Origin of the sequence: Streptomyces sp. NPDC017246 (assembly GCF_044331325.1) — a bacterium.
GTDB lineage: Bacteria > Actinomycetota > Actinomycetes > Streptomycetales > Streptomycetaceae > Streptomyces.
Genome location: NZ_JBIRMW010000001.1, coordinates 247,921 through 268,229, shown reverse-complemented (window position 1 = coordinate 268,229; position 20,309 = coordinate 247,921). Strand labels below are relative to the sequence as shown.

At 73.4% G+C, this 20,309-nt stretch carries 17 protein-coding genes; 6 read left to right on the top strand and 11 right to left on the bottom strand.

Annotated elements, in window-relative coordinates; all coding sequences use genetic code 11:
- Positions 1–7: 7 nt before the first annotated feature.
- The 3 genes from nirD to ACH4MY_RS01255 are packed head-to-tail and all read right to left on the bottom strand — an operon-like array spanning position 8 to position 4,105.
- A complete protein-coding gene (gene nirD / locus ACH4MY_RS01265; protein WP_397995808.1) occupies positions 8–361 on the bottom strand; it encodes a nitrite reductase small subunit NirD in 354 nt (117 codons plus the stop codon).
- A complete protein-coding gene (nirB, locus tag ACH4MY_RS01260; RefSeq protein ID WP_397995805.1) occupies positions 358–2,904 on the bottom strand; it encodes a nitrite reductase large subunit NirB in 2,547 nt (848 codons plus the stop codon). The genes nirD and nirB overlap by 4 nt, the downstream gene beginning before the upstream one ends.
- 1 nt (position 2,905) lies before the next feature.
- The gene (locus tag ACH4MY_RS01255; protein ID WP_397995803.1) at positions 2,906–4,105 is read right to left on the bottom strand and encodes an NAD(P)/FAD-dependent oxidoreductase; all 1,200 of its coding nucleotides are present in this window, start codon (positions 4,103–4,105) and stop codon (positions 2,906–2,908) included.
- Between the two features lie 217 nt (positions 4,106–4,322).
- On the opposite strand from ACH4MY_RS01255, the gene ACH4MY_RS01250 reads away from it, so the two are divergent.
- Both ACH4MY_RS01250 and ACH4MY_RS01245 read left to right on the top strand, forming a co-directional pair.
- Positions 4,323–5,855: a ferric reductase-like transmembrane domain-containing protein gene (locus ACH4MY_RS01250; protein ID WP_397995800.1), complete on the top strand. Its 1,533-nt coding sequence runs from the start codon at positions 4,323–4,325 to the stop codon at positions 5,853–5,855.
- Positions 5,856–6,127: 272 nt separating this feature from the next.
- Positions 6,128–6,913: a sulfite exporter TauE/SafE family protein gene (locus ACH4MY_RS01245; RefSeq protein ID WP_397995798.1), complete on the top strand. Its 786-nt coding sequence runs from the start codon at positions 6,128–6,130 to the stop codon at positions 6,911–6,913.
- Between the two features lie 62 nt (positions 6,914–6,975).
- Here the strand turns inward: ACH4MY_RS01245 and ACH4MY_RS01240 are convergent, their stop codons facing one another.
- The 5 genes from ACH4MY_RS01240 to ACH4MY_RS01220 form a co-directional block, all read right to left on the bottom strand.
- Positions 6,976–7,614, bottom strand: coding sequence for a class F sortase (locus tag ACH4MY_RS01240; protein WP_397995795.1), 639 nt, complete (start codon positions 7,612–7,614; stop codon positions 6,976–6,978).
- An 88-nt stretch (positions 7,615–7,702) separates the two neighbouring features.
- The gene (locus ACH4MY_RS01235) at positions 7,703–8,209 is read right to left on the bottom strand and encodes a hypothetical protein (protein WP_397995792.1); all 507 of its coding nucleotides are present in this window, start codon (positions 8,207–8,209) and stop codon (positions 7,703–7,705) included.
- A 363-nt stretch (positions 8,210–8,572) separates the two neighbouring features.
- Positions 8,573–8,983: a hypothetical protein gene (locus ACH4MY_RS01230; protein ID WP_397995789.1), complete on the bottom strand. Its 411-nt coding sequence runs from the start codon at positions 8,981–8,983 to the stop codon at positions 8,573–8,575.
- Positions 8,980–10,686 (bottom strand): right-handed parallel beta-helix repeat-containing protein, encoded by a 1,707-nt coding sequence (locus tag ACH4MY_RS01225; protein ID WP_397995786.1) that lies wholly within the window; start codon positions 10,684–10,686, stop codon positions 8,980–8,982. Before ACH4MY_RS01225 ends, ACH4MY_RS01230 begins: the two co-directional genes overlap by 4 nt.
- 40 nt (positions 10,687–10,726) lie before the next feature.
- Positions 10,727–11,488 (bottom strand): aminotransferase class IV, encoded by a 762-nt coding sequence (locus ACH4MY_RS01220; protein WP_397995783.1) that lies wholly within the window; start codon positions 11,486–11,488, stop codon positions 10,727–10,729.
- A 104-nt stretch (positions 11,489–11,592) separates the two neighbouring features.
- On the opposite strand from ACH4MY_RS01220, the gene ACH4MY_RS01215 reads away from it, so the two are divergent.
- The 4 genes from ACH4MY_RS01215 to cutA are packed head-to-tail and all read left to right on the top strand — an operon-like array spanning position 11,593 to position 16,567.
- A complete protein-coding gene (locus ACH4MY_RS01215) occupies positions 11,593–12,207 on the top strand; it encodes an NADPH-dependent FMN reductase (RefSeq protein WP_397995780.1) in 615 nt (204 codons plus the stop codon).
- Positions 12,208–12,219: 12 nt separating this feature from the next.
- The gene (locus tag ACH4MY_RS01210; RefSeq protein ID WP_397995777.1) at positions 12,220–13,953 is read left to right on the top strand and encodes an ABC transporter ATP-binding protein; all 1,734 of its coding nucleotides are present in this window, start codon (positions 12,220–12,222) and stop codon (positions 13,951–13,953) included.
- On the top strand, positions 13,950–15,854 hold the full coding sequence (locus ACH4MY_RS01205) for an ABC transporter ATP-binding protein (protein ID WP_397995773.1): 1,905 nt from the start codon (positions 13,950–13,952) through the stop codon (positions 15,852–15,854). Before ACH4MY_RS01210 ends, ACH4MY_RS01205 begins: the two co-directional genes overlap by 4 nt.
- Positions 15,851–16,567, top strand: a complete 717-nt coding sequence (gene cutA / locus ACH4MY_RS01200; RefSeq protein WP_397995770.1) for a divalent cation tolerance protein CutA — start codon at positions 15,851–15,853, stop codon at positions 16,565–16,567. Before ACH4MY_RS01205 ends, cutA begins: the two co-directional genes overlap by 4 nt.
- 48 nt (positions 16,568–16,615) lie before the next feature.
- On the opposite strand, the gene ACH4MY_RS01195 is transcribed toward cutA, so the two are convergent.
- The 3 genes from ACH4MY_RS01195 to ACH4MY_RS01185 form a co-directional block, all read right to left on the bottom strand.
- Positions 16,616–18,712 (bottom strand): molybdopterin oxidoreductase family protein, encoded by a 2,097-nt coding sequence (locus tag ACH4MY_RS01195; protein WP_397995767.1) that lies wholly within the window; start codon positions 18,710–18,712, stop codon positions 16,616–16,618.
- A gap of 110 nt (positions 18,713–18,822) precedes the next feature.
- Positions 18,823–19,509, bottom strand: coding sequence for a vancomycin high temperature exclusion protein (locus ACH4MY_RS01190; protein WP_397995765.1), 687 nt, complete (start codon positions 19,507–19,509; stop codon positions 18,823–18,825).
- Positions 19,510–19,548: 39 nt separating this feature from the next.
- The gene (locus ACH4MY_RS01185) at positions 19,549–20,298 is read right to left on the bottom strand and encodes an aquaporin (protein ID WP_397995762.1); all 750 of its coding nucleotides are present in this window, start codon (positions 20,296–20,298) and stop codon (positions 19,549–19,551) included.
- Positions 20,299–20,309 lie beyond the last annotated feature (11 nt).

Below are 20,309 nucleotides of genomic sequence, written 5' to 3'. Positions count from 1 at the left end.
GGTCAAGTTACTTCGTGCGCACCTGATACACCGCGACCATGACCTCGTCGTCGTCCAGGCACTGCCCCGTCTCCAGGTCGAAGCGCTGCTTCAGAAGCGGCGACGCCACGAACGGCCGCCCCTCGGCCGAGCCGACGAGCCCCCGGGAGAGCACCTGCGCCCCCGTGAACGGGTCGCGGTTGTCGATCGCGTACAGCCGCCCCGACCGGTCCCGGAAGACCGCCGCCTGCCGGCCGTCCGGCAGCAGCGCCGCCACACCCCGGCCCGGGGTCAGCCGGGACTCCTCGCACACCGCCACCCAGGAATCGGGGGAGGGGGAGATCTCGAGCGTCGTCGTGGTGAGAGTCGTGAGGGTCGTCATCGGGAGGAAGCCCCTTCCAGCGTGCTGTTCGTCCTGCCGAGCGTCAGGATCGTGAGGTCCGGCTTGATCTGGTCGCGCTCCGGCACGAAGCGGACCGAGGGGTCCGGCGCGTCCGGCGCGTTCACGAAGGAGACGAAGCGCCGCAGCCGGTCCGGGTCGTCGAGGGTCTGCGCCCACTCGTCCTGGTAGTCGTCGACGTGCGCCGCCATCAGCCCCTCCAGCTCGTCGCAGAGCCCGAGGGAGTCGTGCACCACCACGTCCTTGAGGTGGTCGAGGCCGCCCTCCAGGCGCTCCAGCCAGGTCGACGTCCGCTCCAGGCGGTCCGCCGTCCGGATGTAGAACATCAGGAACCGGTCGATGAGGCGGATCAGTTCGGCGTCCGACAGGTCCTGGGCGAGCAGGTCCGCGTGGCGCGGGGTCGCGCCGCCGTTCCCGCCGACGTACAGGTTCCAGCCGTTGGCCGTCGCGATGATCCCGAAGTCCTTCGACTGCGCCTCGGCGCACTCGCGGGCGCAGCCGGAGACCGCCGACTTGAGCTTGTGCGGGGCGCGCAGGCCCCGGTAACGCAGCTCCAGCTGGATCGCCATCTTCACCGAGTCCTGCACGCCGTAGCGGCACCAGGTCTGCCCGACGCAGGACTTCACCGTGCGCAGCGACTTGCCGTACGCGTGCCCCGACTCGAAGCCCGCGTCGACCAGCCGCGTCCAGATCGCCGGCAGCTGGTCCACCCGGGCGCCGAAGAGGTCGATCCGCTGACCGCCGGTGATCTTCGTGTAGAGGCCGAAGTCGCGGGCCACCTCGCCGATCACGATCAGCCTGTCCGGGGTGATCTCACCGCCGGGGATGCGCGGCACCACCGAATACGAGCCGTTGCGCTGCATGTTGGCGAGGAAGTGGTCGTTGGTGTCCTGGAGGGAGGCCTGCTCGCCGTCCAGGATGTAGCCGTTGTTGAGGGAGGCGATGATCGAGCCGGCGGTCGGCTTGCAGACCTCGCAGCCCTCGCCGCCCCGCGCCTCCGGCCGCCCGTGCGAGTCGAGCAGTGCCGCGAAGGAGGTGATCCGCAGGGTGCGGGCGATCTCGTACAGCTCGCTCCGGCTGTAGGAGAAGCAGCGGCAGAGCCCCTTGTCGGCGGGCGCCGGCAGCAGCTTCTCGATCACCTTGACGCAACTGCCGCAACCGGTACCGGCCTTGGTGCACTTCTTCACCTCGGCGAGCGAGGAGCACTCGCCGATCGCGTGCTTCGTGACGTTGTGGCAGGAGCAGATCACCGCGTCGTCCGGCAGCGCCGAGGGACCGAGCGCCACCGGGGCCCCCGCACCGGCCGGAAGCACCAGCTGCTCGGCGGAGACGGGCGGCACGGTGCCGGTGAGCGGGCGGAGCAGACCGTACTGCTCGGCGTCGCCGACCAGGACACCGCCGAGGAGGACGCCCTCGCCGCTCACGACCAGCTTCTTGTAGACGCCCGAGCGGGAGTCGGAGTACACGACGTCGAGGCAGCCCTCGGTCGTGCCGTGCGCGTCGCCGAACGAGGCCACGTCCACACCGAGCAGCTTCAGCTTGGTCGACATGTCGGCGCCCGTGAAGCCGTTCCCGGCGTCGTCCGCCAGGGCGGCGGCCACCGTCTGCGCCATCTCGTAGCCCGGCGCCACCAGGCCGTACACCCGCCCGTCGGTGGCGAGCGCGCACTCGCCGATCGCGAAGACCGCAGGGTCGGAGGTGCGGCACTGCTCGTCGACCGCGATGCCGCCGCGCTCCCCGACGGTCAGACCGCAGTCGCGGGCCAGCTGGTCCCGGGGCCGTACACCGGCCGAGAACACGACCATGTCCGTGGCCACTTCGGAACCGTCCGACAGCTTCATGCCCGTCACGGCGCCGTCCGCCGTCACGACCTCCTGCGTACCCGTCCCGGTGTGGACGGTCAGCCCCATCCGCTCGATCGTGCGCAGCAGCGCGGCGCCGCCGCCCTCGTCGACCTGCACCGGCATCAGACGCGGCGCGAACTCCACGACATGGGTGTCGAGCCCGAGGCCCTTCAGGGCGCCGGCCGCCTCCAGACCGAGCAGACCGCCGCCGACGACCGCGCCGGTCGTCGCCGTCTTGGCGTACTCCTCGATCGCGAGCAGGTCCTCGATCGTCCGGTAGACGAAACAGCCGCGGGCGTCCTTGCCGGGCACCGGCGGGACGAACGGGTACGAGCCGGTGGCGAGGACGAGCGAGTCGTACGCGAAGACCTGCCCGGAACGGGCGGTGACCGTACGGGCCTCCCGGTCCACCGACTCCGCCGGATCGCCCACGTACAGCTCGATGCCGTGCTTCTCCATGAAGCCGGCCTCGACCATCGACAGGTCGTCGGGCGTCTTCCCGGAGAAGTACGAGGTCAGCTGCACGCGGTCGTAGGCGGGACGCGGCTCCTCGCAGAGGACCACGATCCTGGCCCGCTCGGTGACCCCACGGTCGGCGAGCGACTCCAGGAACCGCTGGCCGACCATTCCGTGGCCGACCAGGACGATCGTCGGGGTGTGCGCGGTCATGTCAGCGCTCATGTCAGGAGCCTCCGTCGTGGGTGAGCAGGTGGAGCAGGGGGGCCTGCGGGAGGGCTTCGTCGCCCTCCCAGGCCCGGGCGAGCGCGCCGACCGCGGCCAGGTCGCCGAGGAGGACGCCCCCGACGAGCCGGTCCCCGCGGACGACGACCTTGCGGTACGCGCCCCGGGTCGCGTCGTTGAGCTGGACGACGTCGTCGCCGGGCAGAGCCGTGACCTCGCCGAAGGCGGCGAGGTCGAGCGGGGCGGCGCCGCCGAGGGTGAGGCGGGTGAGGGCGCGGGTGCCGGTGTAGCGCGCGGCGGAGTCCACGGCCGTCTCGGCCAGCAGGATCTCCGTCAGCGCGTCGGCCTGTTCCAGGGCGGGGCCCGCCAGGCCGTAGACGCGGCCCGCGTGTTCCGCGCAGTCGCCGACCGCGTGGATGTACGGGTCGGAGGTGCGGAGTTCGTCGTCGACCACGATGCCGCCGGCGACGTCGAGACCCGCTTCCCGGGCCAGGGCCACCCTCGGGCGGACCCCGCAGGCCAGGACCACGACCTGGGCGTCGAGCACGAAGCCGTCGGCGAGTTCGACCGCCGTGACCTCGCCGTCCCGCTGCCGCAGCCCGCTGACCCGGCACTCCGTGTGCACCTCGACCCCGAGGGACTCGACGTGTTCGCGGAGCAGGGCCGAGGCGTGGACGTCCAGCTGGCGTTCCATCAGGCGCTCGCCCTGCTGGGTCAGGACCACCTCCGCGCCCAGCGCGGCCAGGGCCCGCGCCGCCGAGACCCCGAGGAGCCCGCCGCCGATGACCACCGCCCGCACCCCGGGCCGTACCCGGTCGCGCAGCGCCAGGCAGTCGTCGAGCGTACGGAAGGCGTGGACGCCCTCCGGCAGTTCCGCGCCGCGCAGTCCGCGCAGCGGCGGCAGCACCGGGTTGGAGCCGGTGGCGAGGACGAGCCGGTCGTAGCCGACGAGCGAACCGTCCGCGCACTCCACCGTCCGCGCCGCCCGGTCGATCCGCACCGCCCGCGTCCCGAGCCGTACCGGCTCCCGGGTCCCGGGCAGGGCGATCACCTCGGGGGCGTACCGCCCGGCGAGGACGTCGGCGAGCAGCACCCTGTTGTACGGGGCGTGCGGCTCCTCGCCGAGGAGGGTGACGGGCAGGCGCTGGGCGAGCCGGGCGCCCGCCGTTCCGCCCCCGACCACCACGATCCGTGTACTCATGACAGGAAGCGTGCGCGGCCGGTGTTACCCGACGGCATCCCGACTGTTTCCCGTACGGAACGCTGATCTCCGTCCCCGGGCCCGCCCGCTGTGAGGCCGGGCGGGGTGGCCGTCAGGATTAACCCGTGGTCAGGCTCGGCTCAAGTCAGTCTTAAGGATCGGGGGGAGGGAGCTGAGCTGGGGATTCCCGTATACGGGCGGACCTAGTGTGCCGGATGTGACCACCGAGGCCAGCCATCCTCTTTATGTTTCCCTCCGCTCCGAGCCGTTCCCCACCGCGCCGATATCCGCCCCGCCGATAGGGGCCGTGCCCGTGCCGACGGCGCCCGTGCCCGCTCCGGCTCCGCCCGCACCGGCCGCGTCCGCACCGCCCGCACCGGCCGCGTCCGCACAGGCCGCGTCCGCACAGGCTTCGGCCCCGCCCGCTCCGCCCGTACCGGCGCTGAGGCTTCCTCCCGAGCGGCTGCGGAACGCGGTCCTCGCCGGTGCCGGCGCCGTGGCCCTCCTCTGGGGCGTCCAGGCCCGGCCCTCCGCACGGCTCGACTCCCTCTTCGCGTCCGGCGCCCACCTCACCGGTCTCCTCGCCGGATACGGCGTCCTCGTCCTGCTGCTCCTCATGGCCCGCGTCCCGGCCGTCGAGCACGGTGTCGGCGCCGACCGGCTCGCCCGCTGGCACGCCCACGGCGGCCGGTACGTCCTCGGCCTGATCGGCGCCCACGCGCTCCTCGCCCTCTGCGGGTACGCCGTGCACACCCACACCGACCTGGTCACCGCCACCGGGGACCTCCTCGCGTACGGGGCGATCGCCACCGCGACCGCCGGCACCGCCCTGTTCGTCGCCGTCGGGATCACCTCGGCCCGCGCCGTCCGGAGCAGGCTCCCGCACGAGACCTGGCGGGCGGTCCACCTCGGCGCGCTCCTCGCCGCCGCCCTCGGCTTCGTCCACCAGCTCGCCGGACCCGACCTCGCGGGCAGCCTCCTCACCCGCTGGCTCTGGTCGATGGCCCACGGCACCGTCGCCGTCCTCCTCCTCTGGTACCGGCTCGTCGTCCCCGTCCGCGCCGCCCTCCGCCACGACCTGCGGGTCGTCGAGGTCCGCGACGAGGGCCCCGGGGTCGTGTCGGTCCTCGTCCGGGGCAGGGGAGTGGCCCGGCTCCGCGCCGAACCCGGCCAGTTCTTCCGCTGGCGCTTCCTGCGTCGCGGGCTCTGGGCGACCGCCCTGCCCTTCTCCCTCTCCGCGCCGGTCCGCGACGACACCCTGCGGATCACCGTCAAGGCGCTCGGCGACCACACCCGCCGCATCCGCCGGCTCCGCCCCGGCACCCGGGTCCTGGCCTCCGGCCCCTTCGGCGCGCTCACCGCCCACCGCCGCACCCGGCGCAAGGTCCTGCTGCTCGCGGGCGGCGTCGGCATCACCCCGCTGCGCGCCCTCTTCGAGACGCTGCCCGGCGGTCCCGGTGACGTGACGCTCCTCTACCGGGCCTCGAACGAGGCCGGTCTCGTCCTGCGCGAGGAGCTGGAGGCCATCGCCCGTGGACGGCGGGCCGCGCTCCACTTCCTGCTCGGCCGCTCGGACGACTCCTACGACCCTCTCGCGCCGCGCGCCCTGCGCCACCTGGTGCCCGACCTCGCCGCCCACGACGTGTACCTGTGCGGCCCGCCCGCGATGGCGAAGGCCGCCACCGCCAACCTCATCCGGGCCGGGGTACCGGCCACCCGTATCCACAGCGAGGACTTCGACCATGCGTAGAACCGTGCGTAGGACCATGCGGAGAGCCGGGCGCCGATCGGCCCAGGGCAGACACGGCGCGCCGCGCGTCCCGGCCGTCGCGTCGGCCCGCCGCCGGCTCGCCGCCTCCCTCATCGGCGCGGGCGCGCTCGCGGCGACCCTCCTCACGGCCTCCGTCACACCGGCCGCGCCGCCCGCCCCCGACCGGGAGCCGGGCGCCGCAAGCTCAGACGTAGCTCAACTCTCCAGAGATTGATGGACGGGGCAACGATCGCCTCCCTAGGCTCAACGGCATGCCCGAGATCTCGCTGACCACCCTTGTCCTGCTCTGCCTCGCCGCGCTCGTGGCGGGCTGGATCGACGCCGTGGTCGGCGGCGGCGGGCTGCTCCTGCTGCCCGCCCTGCTGCTCGGGCTGCCGAACGTGCAGGCCGCGCACATCCTCGGCACCAACAAGGCCGTCGCGATCGTCGGCACCACCGGGGCCGCGATCACCTACGTCCGCAAGGCGCCCGTCCAGGTCTGGACGGCGGTACGCATCGGGCTGGCCGCCCTCACGGGCTCCATGGCGGGCGCGTTCTTCGCGGCCGGCATCAGCAGCGACGTCCTGCGCCCGGTCATCATGGTCGTGCTGCTGGCCGTGGCGGCCTTCGTGATGCTGCGGCCCTCCTTCGGCGCGAGGGCCGAGGGGGAGGAGCGGGCGCCGCTGACGCGGGCCAGGATCGTGACCGCGATCGTCGTGGTCGGCGGCGGGATCGGCTTCTACGACGGTCTCTTCGGGCCCGGCACCGGCACCTTCCTGGTGCTCGCCCTCACGGCCGTCCTCCACCTCGACCTGGTCACGGCCTCCGCCACCGCCAAGATCGTCAACGTCTGCACCAACGCGGGCGCGCTCGCGATGTTCGCGTACCAGGGCAGCGTCTACTGGCAGCTCGCGGGCGTCATGGCGGTCTTCAACCTGATCGGCGGGACGGTCGGGGCACGGATGGCGCTCAGCAAGGGAGCCGAGTTCGTGCGCGGGGTGCTGCTCGTCGTGGTGCTCTCGCTGGTCGCGAAGCTCGCCTTCGACCAGTGGGCGTGACGGGCCGGCTCGGCCCGCTGCGGTGACCGGGCCGGCTCGGCCCGCTGCGGTGGCCGGACGGCTCAGCCCGCTGCGGTGACGGGCTGCCGCACCCCGATGAGGTGGCCGTACGCGACGACGTTCCCCTCGTAGCCGTTCTTCTTCGAGAAGCCGCCGCCGCAGGTGATCACGCGGATCTCCGCCCGGTCCGCCTCGTCGTAGACCTTCCGGTCCGGGAAGTCCTTGTTCCCGTACACCTCGACCGCGTCGACCGTGAACACGGCGGTACGCCCGTCCTCCCGGTCCACCTCGATCCGGTGGCCCTTCTTGAGCGCGCCGAGCGTGTAGAAGACGGCCGGCCCGTCCGCGTTGTCGACGTGGCCCGCGACGATCGCCGTGCCCTTGGCGCCGGGCGGGGTGCCGTCCCCGTACCAGCCGGCCATGTTCCGGTTCCCGGCCGGCGGTACGTCGAGCGCGCCGTTCGAGGCCAGGCCGAGCCGCATCATCGGGGTGTCCACATCGGTCTCGGGGATGCGCAGCCGGACGGGCGCCGAGGGCGGCAGCGGGTCGGCGGCGGCGTCGGTGTGCACGCTCGGACCGGCGGCGAAGGCCTGTGCGGCCGACGGTACGGGCGGGGTGACGTACTCCGAGCCGTTCTGGACGAGCCAGAGCCCGACGCAGGTGGCCACGGCTATGGCCCAGCCCTTGCTCCTGTTGCTCACCTGGGTTCCCTCGGTCGGTTCGGGATGTGGCCCTGCCCCCGCCGGGCCGTGTTCGGGCGCGCGGTGGGGGCAGGACAGGCGGGTGGTCTCAGTGCCCCTGCGCGCCGCTCGCCCGGCGGCGCAGGAACAGGACCCCGCCCACGGCAGCCGCGGCCAGCACCGCCGCGCCCGCCGTGACCTGGGCGGTGTCGGGGCCCACACTGCCCCCGACACCGGTCTGGACGTGGCCGCTCGGACGGCGGTGCTTGACGGTCAGGTCGCCCCGGGCCGTCTTGCCGTTGTCGCAGGCCACGCTGATGCCGTAGGTACCGGCCTTGGCGTGCTCCGGTACGTGGAACTGTCCGACCACGACCTCCTTGTGCGTGCTCGGATTCAGCTGGAACTCGCCCGCGCCGAGCGAGTTCGCGTCCCCGACGCCGTGACCGTGCTTGCCGCAGGCGAGCGTGTTGACGGTGACGGTGGTGCCGGGGTCGGCATCGGAGGGGAAGAGTTCGAGCCACTCGGAGTCGTTGGCGAACGCCGAGGGGGCGGCGAGGACTCCGATCGCGGCGACCGTCAGCGCGGTACCGGTGAACAGGCGGACAGTGGTGCGCATGGGGGGCCTCCGGGGCGCGCGAGCGGTCGAGCGGGCGGTCCTCCCGGGAGGGACTTCCCGGAACGACCTTCTGTGACCGAGATAAGAGCCGCCGCGCGCCCCGCGCCTGCTGATGAGGCATCAGGATTGGGCCGTCCGATACGGTGTGTCGCCTGGATTTCCGGAGTTTACGCAGGTCAGGGCAGGTCTTTTGGCCTCGGTCGACGCCTCGTGCCGAACGGGTGACCGAGGTCCCGGCCCATCGGCCGGGCCCGATACCGGCTCCCCCCGCGCCCGGCCGGGCCCGGCGCCCGGTCCGTACGTTCAGCCCGTTCAGCCCGTTCCGCCCGGCGCCCGGCGCCCGGTCCGCCCGGTCTATCCGGTCTATCCGAGCCCCGTCAGGCCGCCGATCGCCGCCAGGGCCCATTCCTGCGCCCCGATCGTCGTGCCGGCCGCGACGCCGGTGGCCACGGGGGCGAGCGCTCCCCTGAGGGTGGTCAGCGCGCGGCGCAGCCGGCCCTCCTCGACGGGCTCCGGCCGGGTGATCACCGCCAGGACCTCCGCGGCCGCCTCCTCGGCGTCCTGCCGGTCCTGCTCGCCGAGGCCGGCCCGGGGGAGTTCCCGGAGGAGCTCGTTCACCCGCTCCGCGAGTTCCTCGTACCCCGGCGCGACGGTGCTGTTGCTCTGCTGGTTCTGGGTGACGGTCCCGTTGTTCCAGGCGAGCTGGGAGTGGGAGACGTCGCCGTTGAAGACCGGACCGCCGTCGCTGCCGGGGGTGTTCCGCTGATCGCTCATGAGGGGGAGTCCTCTCCTTCGGTCTGCTGCTGGACGACGTGGTCGTTGTTCCAGGCGAACTGGGCGCCGTGGACGTCGCCGTGGATGACCGGGCCCTCGAACCGGTTGACGATCGTCGGTGCGGGCCCGGGGGGCGGCGCGGCCTCCCGGACGACCGGGAGCGAGGTGCGCAGCGAGACCAGCTCGACCTGGCCGTTGTGCTGCACGGCCTTGCCCCTGGTGCCGTTGACCGAGCAGTCCGCGAGGCGGCCGCTGCACTCGCCGCCGAAGACCGCCCCGGCGACCGCGCAGTCCGTGAACGTACTGTTCGCGACGTCCAGGTAGGCGGAGTCCCGGGCGCAGATTCCGATCCCCTCCGAGTCGGTGACGGTGAGGTTCCTCGCGAAGAGCCTGCCGTTGCCCGTGCCTGCGACCCCGCCGCTGGTGACCTCGCTCGCCTCGCAGTCGTGCAGGAACAGCTGGGCGTGCTCGGTGACGCCGAAGCCCACCGCCCCGCGCACGGCCGTCACCCGCCTGAGCGTGACCCTGGTCTGGCCTGCGGCGGTGACGGCGGGCAGCGAGAAGTCGCGGAAGACGGTGTCGGTGAGGTCGGCCGTGGTGCCGCTGTCCCCCTGGGCCTCCAGGCCGCACGGGCAGCGCTCCACCCGGACGTGGTCGAACACGGCGGCGGATCCGCTCCGGACCCGCAGTGCGAGGCTGGTCAGATCCTCGACCCGGAGGTGGGTGAAGCGGCCCCGGGCGCCCTCCGTGACGGCGATGCCGACGTTGCCTCCGGTGATCAGTCCGCCGTGCATCTCCGGGGCGCCGCCCTTGGTGGCGAACACGGCGACGTTGCCCGCGTTCACGACGTGGCAGTCCTCGAACCGGCCCCGGGCCTCGGTCTGGACGTTGATGCCGGTGTCGTGGCAGTCGGTGAGGACGCAGCCGCGCACCAGCGGGTCCGCGCCGCTCGCCGCGGCGATCCCGTGCCGCGCGCCGGTGATGTTCGTGTGGTCGACGGAGCCCCGGGACTGCTCGGTGAACACGATCCCCTCCGCGTGGACGGCGGTGATCGTGCAGTCCGTCACGGTGAGCCGCGCCCGGGCGTCCGCCCAGAGGGCCGCCTGTCCGGTGCCGGTGAGCTCGCAGCCGACGACCTCGGCCTGGGCGTCGCTGACGCGCAGACCGTGGATGCGGCTGCCCTCGATCCGACTGCCCCGGACCGTGACACGGGCCCCTTCGAGTACGGCGATCGCGTTGTCCGCGGCGTCGGTGAACCGGCAGCGCTCGACGAGCCCCGCGCCGCCGGTGAAGAGCGCCCGGCCGTGCGCGATCACACCGTCCCGCAGGGTGACGGAGGTGTGCGGCCGGGCGTGCAGGGCGACGCCGTTGTGCGCCCAGATCTCGGTGTGCTCCAGCGTCAGCGCTCCGCTGTGGCAGCCGACGACGTCCGCCTCGCGGCCGACCAGGGTGAGGCCCTGGACATGGACGGATCCGTAGGTGTCCAGGACGGTGCTCCGGGGCCGGCCGACCACGACGGAGCCGGGGCCCTCGGCCGCGACGAGCCGGACCTCGCCCCGGACGGTGAGCGTCTCCTCGTACCGGCCGGGCGCGATCTCGATCAGCGCCGCCCTGCCCCGTGCCTCCGCCGCCCGGAGCGCCGACGCGATGTCGGGGTGGGCGCGGCGGCCGCCGCGCGGCGAGACGACGTATCTCGCGATCATTCCGGTGAACTCCCCCCGTGTGAACTCCCGCCGCGGAGCTCTACAGCTCGTCCCACTCCGCCGAGTCGTACGCCGAGTACACCCGGCCCATCAGCTCCTCGTCCACTTCGAAGGCGACCTCGTCGATCGCCGTCACGGGCGCGATGGAGCGGGAGTTGGTGACGAAGGCGGCCCGGTAGCCGGAGAGGTCGGCCAGGGTGACCGGGCGCCGGACCGATTCCAGGCGCGGTGCCAGGAGGGCCATGGCGATGCCTTCGAGGCAGGGCGCCGAAGGCCGGACCACGGAAGTCCCGTCCCAGAAAGCGATGTTGGTGACCGCCCCTTCGGCGATCTCCCCGTACGGGGAGGTCAGCAGGGCCTCGTCGTAGCCGGCGCGCGCGGCCGCCTCGCGGTGGTAGTTCTGGCCGAAGCCGCCCAGGTGCTTGATGTGGGGGGCGGGCCGCCAGTAGTCGACGGTCGTGAGCCGCTGCGGGGCGCCGGGGCCGTCCGGGGCGGGGGCGGCGACGGTCACGGCGATCCGGACGTCGGGGTACACGTACACCCGTACCGAGCCGTCCCGTACCCCGGCGGTCTCCAGGGCTCCGGTGATCAGGGCGCGGACCCGCTTGCCGTCGAGTTCCCGGTCGAAGAGCTCGCGGGTGGAGCGGTCGAGGCGGGCGAGGTGCAGTTCGAGGCCCTTCACGCGCCCGTCGCGGACCTGCATCGCCGTGAAGTGGCCGAAGCCGGTCATGAGGGCGGCGAGCAGTCCCGGGTCGGTCGCCGTGACGCCGTCGATCTCGATGTGTGGGGGCGGAGTCGTCATGCACTCACCGTACGTCCCGGGAAAGGGCCTTGGGGAAGGGCGTCGGAAGGGGGGAGGGATCACCGCTTGACCTCAACCAAGCTTGAGGTACCACGATCATCGACATGGACATCACGAACGCCGTTCCGGCCACCGTCTCCCCCGCCCCCCTCACCCTCGCCCTCGTCGTCGCCAGCGACCGCGAAGGCCGCTTCGGCCACGTCGTCGCCGACTGGTTCCGCTCCCGCCTCGCCGAGCGCGAGGACTTCACCGTCACCGTCGTCGACCTCGCCGAGACCGACCTCCCCACCTCCCTCTCCCACCACCCGTCCCCGGCCGTCGTCGCCGAACTCGCCAAGGTCACACCGGTGCTGGACGGAGCCGACGCCTTCGTCGTCGTCACCCCCGAGTACAACCACTCCTTCCCCGCCTCCCTCAAGAACCTGATCGACCGGCACTACACCGAATGGCAGGCCAAGCCCGTCGGCTTCGTCTCCTACGGCGGCATCTCCGGGGGTCTGCGGGCCGTCGAGCAGCTCCGCCAGGTCTACGCCGAGATGCACGCCGTCACCGTCCGCGAGACCGTCTCCTTCCACCACGCCCACGGACAGTTCGACGAGGACGGACGCCACAAGGACCCCGCCGGCGCCGAGATCGCGGCCAAGGCGCTCCTCGACCAGATCGCCTGGTGGGGCACCGCCCTCAAGGACGCCAAGTCCGTCCGCCCGTACGGCGCGTGAGGAACCGCCATCATGCTGCTGCGACTCCTCGTGCCCCGCCTCCGGCCGTACCGGACCCTCCTCGTCCTCCTCGTCGCCCTCCAGCTCGTCCAGTCCCTGGCCTCCCTCGCCCTGCCCACCCTCAACGCCGGCGTCATCGACGAGGGCGTCCTGCGCGGGGACACCGACCGTGTCCTCGGCGGCGGCGCCACGATGATCGCTGTCACCCTCCTCCAGGCGGCGGTGGCCGCCGCCGCCACCTACACCGGCGCCAGGGTCGCCATGGGCGTCGCCCGCGACCTGCGCTCCGAAGTCTTCCGCCGTGTCCAGGAGTTCTCCGCGCGGGAGCGGGGCCGCTTCGGCGCCGCCTCCCTCATCACCCGTACGACCAACGACGTCCAGCAGATCCAGACGTTCACCGTCCTCGTCCTGACCATGCTGGTCGCCGCGCCCCTCCTCTGCTTCGGCGGCATCGCCATGGCCCTGCGCCAGGACGTTCCGCTCGCCCTGGTCCTGTTCCTCTTCGTGCCCGTGATGGCGGGGGCGGTCGGCGCGATCGTCCTGCGGATGCGGCCCCTCTTCCGGGGCATGCAGGGGCGCGTCGACCGCACCAACCGGGTGCTGCGCGAGCAGATCACCGGCGTGCGGGTGGTCCGTGCCTTCGTCCGCGACCGGCACGAGCGGGAACGGTTCGCCGCCGCCAACGACGAACTCCGCTCCGTCGGCCTCCGGGCCGGCCGCCTCCAGGCCCTGATGTTCCCGACGGTGCTCATCGTCTGGGAGCTCACGACCGTCGCCCTGGTGTACGTCGGAGCCCACCGCATCGAATCCGGCGACCTCCAGCCGGGCGGCCTCGTCGCCTTCCTCGGCTATCTGCTCCAGACCTCGATGTCCGTGATGATGGTCCTCTTCCTGCTCATGAACATGCCCCGGGCCGAGGCGGGCGCCGAGCGCGTCCGCGAGGTGCTCGACACCCGCTCGTCCGTCACCCCGCCGGCGGAGCCGGTGCGGCCCCGGAACAGCCGCGGGCATCTGGAGGTCCGGGGCGCGGACTTCCGCTACCCGGGTGCGGAGGAGTCCGTCCTCGTGGACGTCGGGCTGGTCGCCCGGCCCGGCGAGACGACCGCGATCATCGGCTCGACGGGCAGCGGGAAGTCGACCCTGCTCGGGCTCGTGCCCCGGCTCTTCGACGCCACCGGCGGCGAGGTCCTCGTCGACGGCGTCGACGTCCGAAGGCTCGACCCCGGCCTCATGGCGAGGACCGTGGGGCTCGTCCCGCAGAAGCCCTACCTCTTCTCCGGAACAGTCGCCACCAACCTGCGGTACGGAAAGCCCGACGCCACCGACGAGGAACTCTGGCACGCCCTGGAGGTCGCCCAGGCCACCGAGTTCGTCCGGGGACTCGACGAAGGCCTCGACGCGCCCGTCTCCCAGGGCGGCACCAACTTCTCCGGCGGGCAGCGGCAACGCCTCGCCATCGCCCGCGTCCTCGTCGCCCGCCCCCGCCTCTACCTCTTCGACGACTCCTTCTCCGCCCTCGACCCCCGGACGGACGCCCGGCTCCGCGAGGCCCTCCGCGAGGAGACGGCCGACTCGGCCGTCGTCATCGTCGCCCAGCGGGTCTCCACCATCCGCGAGGCCGACCGGATCGTCGTCCTCGACCGGGGCCGCAGCGTCGGCACCGGCACCCACACGTCCCTGATGCGGGACAACGCCACCTACCGGGAGATCGTCCTCTCCCAGCTCACCGAGGAGGAAGCCGCATGAGTACGGCCACGGCGAGCCGCGCCGACCGCACGGGAAGCGCCCCGAAGGGCGCGCCCACCGGATCCGCCCCCGCCCGCACCGGCCCCTCCCCGCAGCGTGGCCCCGGCCTCCCCGCCACCCCCGCCCTCGAACGCTCCCTCTCCTTCCGCTCCTCCGGCCTCCGCCTGCTCCGCACCCTCGCCCCCGACCGGGCCCGTCTCCTCGGCGTCCTCGCCGCCGGTGCCGCGGCCGTCTCCCTCTCCGTCCTCGGCCCGCTCTTCCTCGGCCGCGCCACCGACCTCGTCGTCACCGGCGCCACCGGTCCGGCCGGGGTCGACTTCGCGGCCGTCGGCCGGGTCCTCGCCCTCTCCGCGGCGGTCGTCGCCGGCGCGTCCCTCTTCACCTGGATCCAGCTGCGGATCGCCACCACCGTCGTCCAGCGGGCCGGCCACCGCCTCCGCGAACAGGCCCAGCACAAGCTGGGGAAGCTGCCCCTCGGCTACCTCGACCGGCAGTCGCGCGGCGAGGTCCTCTCCCGCACCACCAACGACATCGACAACATCACCCAGACCCTCCAGCAGGCCTTCAGCCAGATGACCCGCGCCGTGCTGACCCTGGTCGGCGTCCTCGTGATGATGTTCTGGATCTCCCCGGTGCTCGCCCTCGTCGCCCTCGCCACCGTGCCCGTCTCGGTCGCCGTCGCCGCCTTCGCCGGGCGCCGCGCCCAGCCGCAGTTCGTGAAGCAGTGGGCCGTCACCGGCCGCCTCGGCAGCCATGCCGAGGAGATGATCACCGGCCACACCGAGGTCGTCGCCTTCGGCCGGCGCGCCGAGGCCGTCCGCCGCTTCGACGAACTGGGCGAGGAGCTGTACCGGGCGAGCTTCCGCGCCCAGTTCGTGTCCGGGTTCATCCAGCCCGCGCTGACCTTCGTCGGCAATCTGAACTACGTCGTCATCGCCGTGGTCGGCGGACTCCGGGTGGCGAGCGGCACCCTCTCCGTCGGCGACGTGCAGGCCTTCATCCAGTACTCCTACGAGTTCAACGGCCCCATCACCCAGGTGGCCGCGATGACCAACCTCCTCCAGTCCGGAGTGGCCTCCGCCGAGCGGGTCTTCGACCTACTCGACGCCGAGGAGGAGGGCCCGGACCCGGCGGAGCCGCAGCGCCCCGCCCGGCTGACCGGCAGGGTCTCCTTCGAGAAGGTCGCCTTCCGCTACGAGCGGGGCAAGCCGCTCATCGAGGACCTGTCCCTCACGGTCGAGCCGGGCCGGACCGTCGCGATCGTCGGCCCCACCGGGGCGGGCAAGACGACCCTGGTGAACCTGCTCCTGCGCTTCCACGAGGTGACCGGCGGCCGGATCACCCTGGACGGCGTCGACACCGCCGCGATGACCCGGGAGGAGCTGCGCTCCGGCATCGGCATGGTCCTCCAGGACACCTGGCTGTTCGGCGGCACCATCGCCGACAACATCGCCTACGGGGTGCCCGGCGAGGTCTCCCGCGAGCGGATCGTGGACGCCGCGCGGGCCGCGCACGCCGACCGGTTCGTGCGCACCCTGCCCGCCGGGTACGACACCGTCCTCGACGAGGACGGCGGAGGCCTCAGCGCGGGGGAGAAGCAGCTGATCACGCTCGCCCGCGCCTTCCTCTCGGACCCGGTGATCCTCGTCCTCGACGAGGCCACCAGCTCCGTCGACACCCGCACCGAGCTCCTCGTCCAGCAGGCCATGTCCTCGCTCCGCGCGGGCCGCACCAGCTTCGTCGTCGCCCACCGGCTCTCCACGATCCGGGACGCGGACACCATCCTGGTGATGGACAGCGGCTCGATCGCCGAACAGGGCGGCCACGAGGAACTCCTCGCCGCCGGGGGCGCGTACGCCCGGCTGCACGCGGCCCAGTTCGCCCGTACGGTGGAGACGTGATCGTCACCGTCCGCACCACCACCGACGCTCGCGCCAAGGCCGAGGCCCTGGCGCACGGCGCCGTCGAGGCCCGGCTCGTCGCCTGCGCGCAGATCTCGGGGCCCGTCACCTCCGTCTACCACTGGCGGGGCGCGATCGAGAGCACCGAGGAGTGGCAGGTGCTGTTCAAGACCACCGAGGCCCGCTACCCGGCCCTTGAGGCACACCTCCTCGCCGCCCACGACTACGAGACGCCCGAGATCCTCGCCACCCGGGTGACCCGGGTCAGCGAGGGCTACGCGCGCTGGGTCGAGCGGGAGACCGCGGCGGCCCCGGTGTTCGAGAGCCCGGCGGACGACGAGCGGCCGTTCTTCGTGTACGGGACGCTGCGCCCGGGCGCGTACAACCACGACCGGTTCCTCGCCGGCCGGATCGGCACCGAGGCGGACGCCGTGCTGCACGGGGCGGTCCTGTACGACGGGCCCGGCTATCCGTACGTCGTCCCGGCGGAGGAGGGCCGGGTGGTCGGCACCCTGCTCACACCGGCGGACGGCTCCTACGGCGAACTGTTCGGCCTGCTCGACCGCCTGGAGCTGCCCGTCGGGTACGAGCGGGTGGCGATGGACGTCGTACGGGCGGACGGGGCGAAGGTGTCCGCATGGGTGTTCCTCGCGGCGCCGGACGCGCCCCTCGGCCCGGTCATCGAGAGCGGCGACTGGTTCGCCCGGCCGTAGCCGCCACGTCCTCCACGCGCTCCGTCCGGACTCGGACGATCACTGCGGTCAGGCGCGCTCCAGACGCACCGCGCACACCTTGAACTCGGGCATCCGGGAGATCGGGTCGAGCGCCGGGTTCACCAGGGTGTTGGCCCTGCCCTCGCCCGCCCAGTGGAACGGCATGAAGACGGTGTCCGGCCGGATGGCCGTGGTGATCCGGGCCGGGGCGACGGCCCGTCCGCGCCGGGAGACCACCGCGACCCGCTCGCCCTCGGCCACCCCGATCCGCTCGGCCACCCGGGGGTGGAGCTCCACGAAGGGCCCGGGCGCGGCGGCGTTCAGCTCGTCGACCCGCCGGGTCTGCGCGCCCGACTGGTACTGGGACACGACCCGGCCGGTGGTGAGGACCACCGGGTATTCGGCGTCCGTCTCCTCGGCCGCCGCCCGGTGCACCACCGGCACGAACCGGGCCCGCCCGTCGGGGGTCGCGAACCGGTCCAGGAACAGCCGGGGCGTCCCGGGGTGCCCGGCGGCGCCCTCCGGGGTCTCGGGGCAGGGCCAGAAGACGCCCCGTTCCTCCTCGATGCGCCGGTAGTCGATGCCCGAGTAGTCGGCGGGGCCGCCGGCCGAGGCGCGGCGCAGCTCGTCGAAGACCTCCTCCGGCTCCGCGGAGAAGCCCTTCTCCCAGCCGAGGAGCCCGGCGAGCGCGTGCAGCACCTCCAGGTCGGTGCGTACCCCGGCGGGCGGGGTGAGGGCGCGGCGGCGGAGCAGTACCCGCCCCTCCAGGTTGGTCATGGTGCCGGTCTCCTCCGCCCACTGGGTGACGGGCAGGACGACATCGGCGAGTTCGGCGGTCTCGGAGAGCACCACGTCCGCGACGGCGAGGAAGTCGAGCGACCGCAGCCGCCCCTCGACGTGCGCGGCACGGGGCGCGGAGACCACCGGGTTGGAGCCCATGAGGAGCAGGGACTTCACGTCGCCGCCGAGCGCGTCGAGGAGCTCGTACGCGCTCCGCCCGGGGCCCGGCAGCGACTCGGGGGGCACGCCCCACACCCCGGCCACGTGCGCGCGGGCGGCCGGGTCGTCGAGCTTGCGGTAGCCGGGGAGCTGGTCGGCCTTCTGGCCGTGCTCGCGGCCGCCCTGGCCGTTTCCCTGGCCGGTGAGGCAGCCGTAGCCGCTGAGCGGCCGGCCCGCCCGGCCGGTGGCCAGGCAGAGGTTGATCCAGGCGCCGACGGTGTCGGTGCCCTTGGACTGCTGCTCGGGGCCGCGCGCGGTCAGCACCATGCCGGTGGCGGCGTCGGCGAACATCGCGACGGCCTCCCGGAGCAGCGGCACCGGCACGCCCGTGATCCGTTCGACCTGCTCGGGCCAGTGGGACATGGCCCCGGCGCGCGCGGCCTCCCAGCCGGCGGTGCGCTCCTCGACGAACTCCTCGTCCACCCGCCCCTCGGCGACGACGAGGTGCAGCATGCCGAGGGCGAGCGCGAGGTCGGTGCCGGGGCGGGGAGCGAGGTGGAGGTCGGCCTGTTCGGCGGTCCGGGTGCGGCGCGGATCGACGACGATCAGCTTTCCGCCGTTCTCCCTCAGCTCGGTGAGGTAGCGCAGGGCGGGCGGCATGGTCTCGGCGAGGTTGGAGCCGACGAGGATGACGCACCCGGTCTTCGGGATGTCCTCCAGCGGGAAGGGGAGTCCCCGGTCGAGCCCGAAGGCCCTGCCGTGCGCGGCCGCGGCCGACGACATGCAGAAGCGCCCGTTGTAGTCGATCTGCGAGGTGCCGAGGACGAGCCGGGCGAACTTGCCGAGCGTGTACGCCTTCTCGTTGGTGAGGCCGCCGCCGCCGAAGACCCCCACGGCATCGGGCCCGTGGTCGGCGCGGGTCCGGCGCAGCCCGTCGGCGACGGCGGCGAGTGCCTCCTCCCAGGACGCGGGTTCCAGGACCCCCGTGTCAGGGCATCGGACCAGGGGCTCGGTGAGCCGGACCCGGGAGGAGAGTACGGAGGGGGCGGTGCGGCCCTTGCCGCACAGCGCGCCCCGGTTGACGGGGAAGTCGGTGCGGTCGACCACCTCGGCGGGCAGCTCCGGGACGCCGGTGGGGCGGAGCGACATGCCGCACTGCAGGGCGCAGTAGGGGCAGTGGGTGGGAACGGCGGTGACCTCGGGCATACGGTCAGCGTGCGTCAGGCGTGTTACGCGGGGCGGCGCCGCTTATTACGGGCGCGGTGCCAGGCCCTCCGCCGGGCACGCCCGGTGCGGTGAGCCCCGACGTCCTCCGCTCAGCGTGCCGAGGGCGAGGCCAGCGCCTCGGTGACGCCCTTCTCCTCCGGCCCGAGGAAGTGCGGGTCGGGCCGCAGACCGGCGTCGAGGGCGGCCTTGCCCGCCGCGAACAGTTCCCGGGTGGTGCCGTAGTACCAGGTGCGGTCGTGGGGTTCGGGGACCCCTACGCCGTAGGAGTCGACGCCGGCCCGGCCGCACAGGGCGACGGCCCGCTTGACGTGGAAGTCCTGGGTGACGAGCACGGCCCGGTCGACGCCGAAGACCTTGCGGGCCCGCACACAGGAGTCCCAGGTGTCGAAGCCCGCGTAGTCGCTGACGATCCGGCCGTCCGGCACCCCGCGCGCGGTGAGGTAGGTCCGCATGGCGCTGGGCTCGTCGTACGCGCTCCGGCTGTTGTCGCCGGTGACCAGCAGGACCCGTACCTTGCCCGTCCGGTACAGCTCGGCCGCGGTGTCGAGCCGGTGCGCGAGGTACGGGGTGGGGCGCCCGTTCCACAGCCCGGCGCCGAAGACGACGGCGACGTCCCGGGCGGGCACGTCGGCGGGGGTACGGAGCTTCCCCGCGGCGGCGGTGTGCATCCAGGTGACGGGCATGAGCGCGAGGACGGCGCCCAGCATCACGGCCTGGACGGTGCGGCGGCGGGCCCGGGTGGAGCGGGGGATCAACCGGGTGAGCCGTGCCGGCATGCGGGAACCTCCGTGGATCGTCGATTCGGTGTCGGTCTGTCACCCCGTCCGACGCGCGTCGGCGGGATTCGGTTCGGCCGGCGCCCCACGTGTTCCGTACAACACACCGGCCAGGACCATCCCGAGCAGCATCCCGAGCAGCTGGGCGAGGGCGAAGGCGGGCACCGAGGCGGGGGCGATCCCGGTGAAGGAGTCGGAGAAGGCGCGGCCGACGGTGGCGGCCGGATTGGCGAAGGAGCCGGAGGAGGTGAACCAGATCGCCGCGCCGATGTAGCCCGCGACCGCGACCGGCGCGAGCGAGGGGCGGCCGATGTGGCGCAGGCCCTGGACGACGAGGACGAGCCCGGCGGTGGCGACGGCCTCGCCGAGCAGCAGATGGAGGGCCGATCGCGACTCGGTGGCCCAGGCGCCGGGTACCCGCCCGAACATCGCCTCGGCGAGCAGGGCGCCCGCGACGGCTCCGGCGAGCTGGGCGCCGATGTAGGCGAGGACCTCGTGCCCTCCTCCGGACTCCGGCCGGGGGGAACCGCGGTGCCGGGGGCGCCGGGACCACCACTCGGAGAGGGTCACGACGGGGTTGAAGTGGGCGCCGGAGAGCGGGCCGATGAGGGCGATCAGCAGCCCGAGACCGATGGCGGAGGCGGCGGCGTTGGCGAGCAGCCGGACGCCGATGTCCTGGCTCAGGGAGTCGGCGCGGATTCCGGAGCCGACGACGACGGCGACGAGGGCGCCGGTTCCGATGAACTCGGCGGCGACGCGCCGGGGGAGCGCGGGCGGGGACATTCTCATAGCGGAAAAGA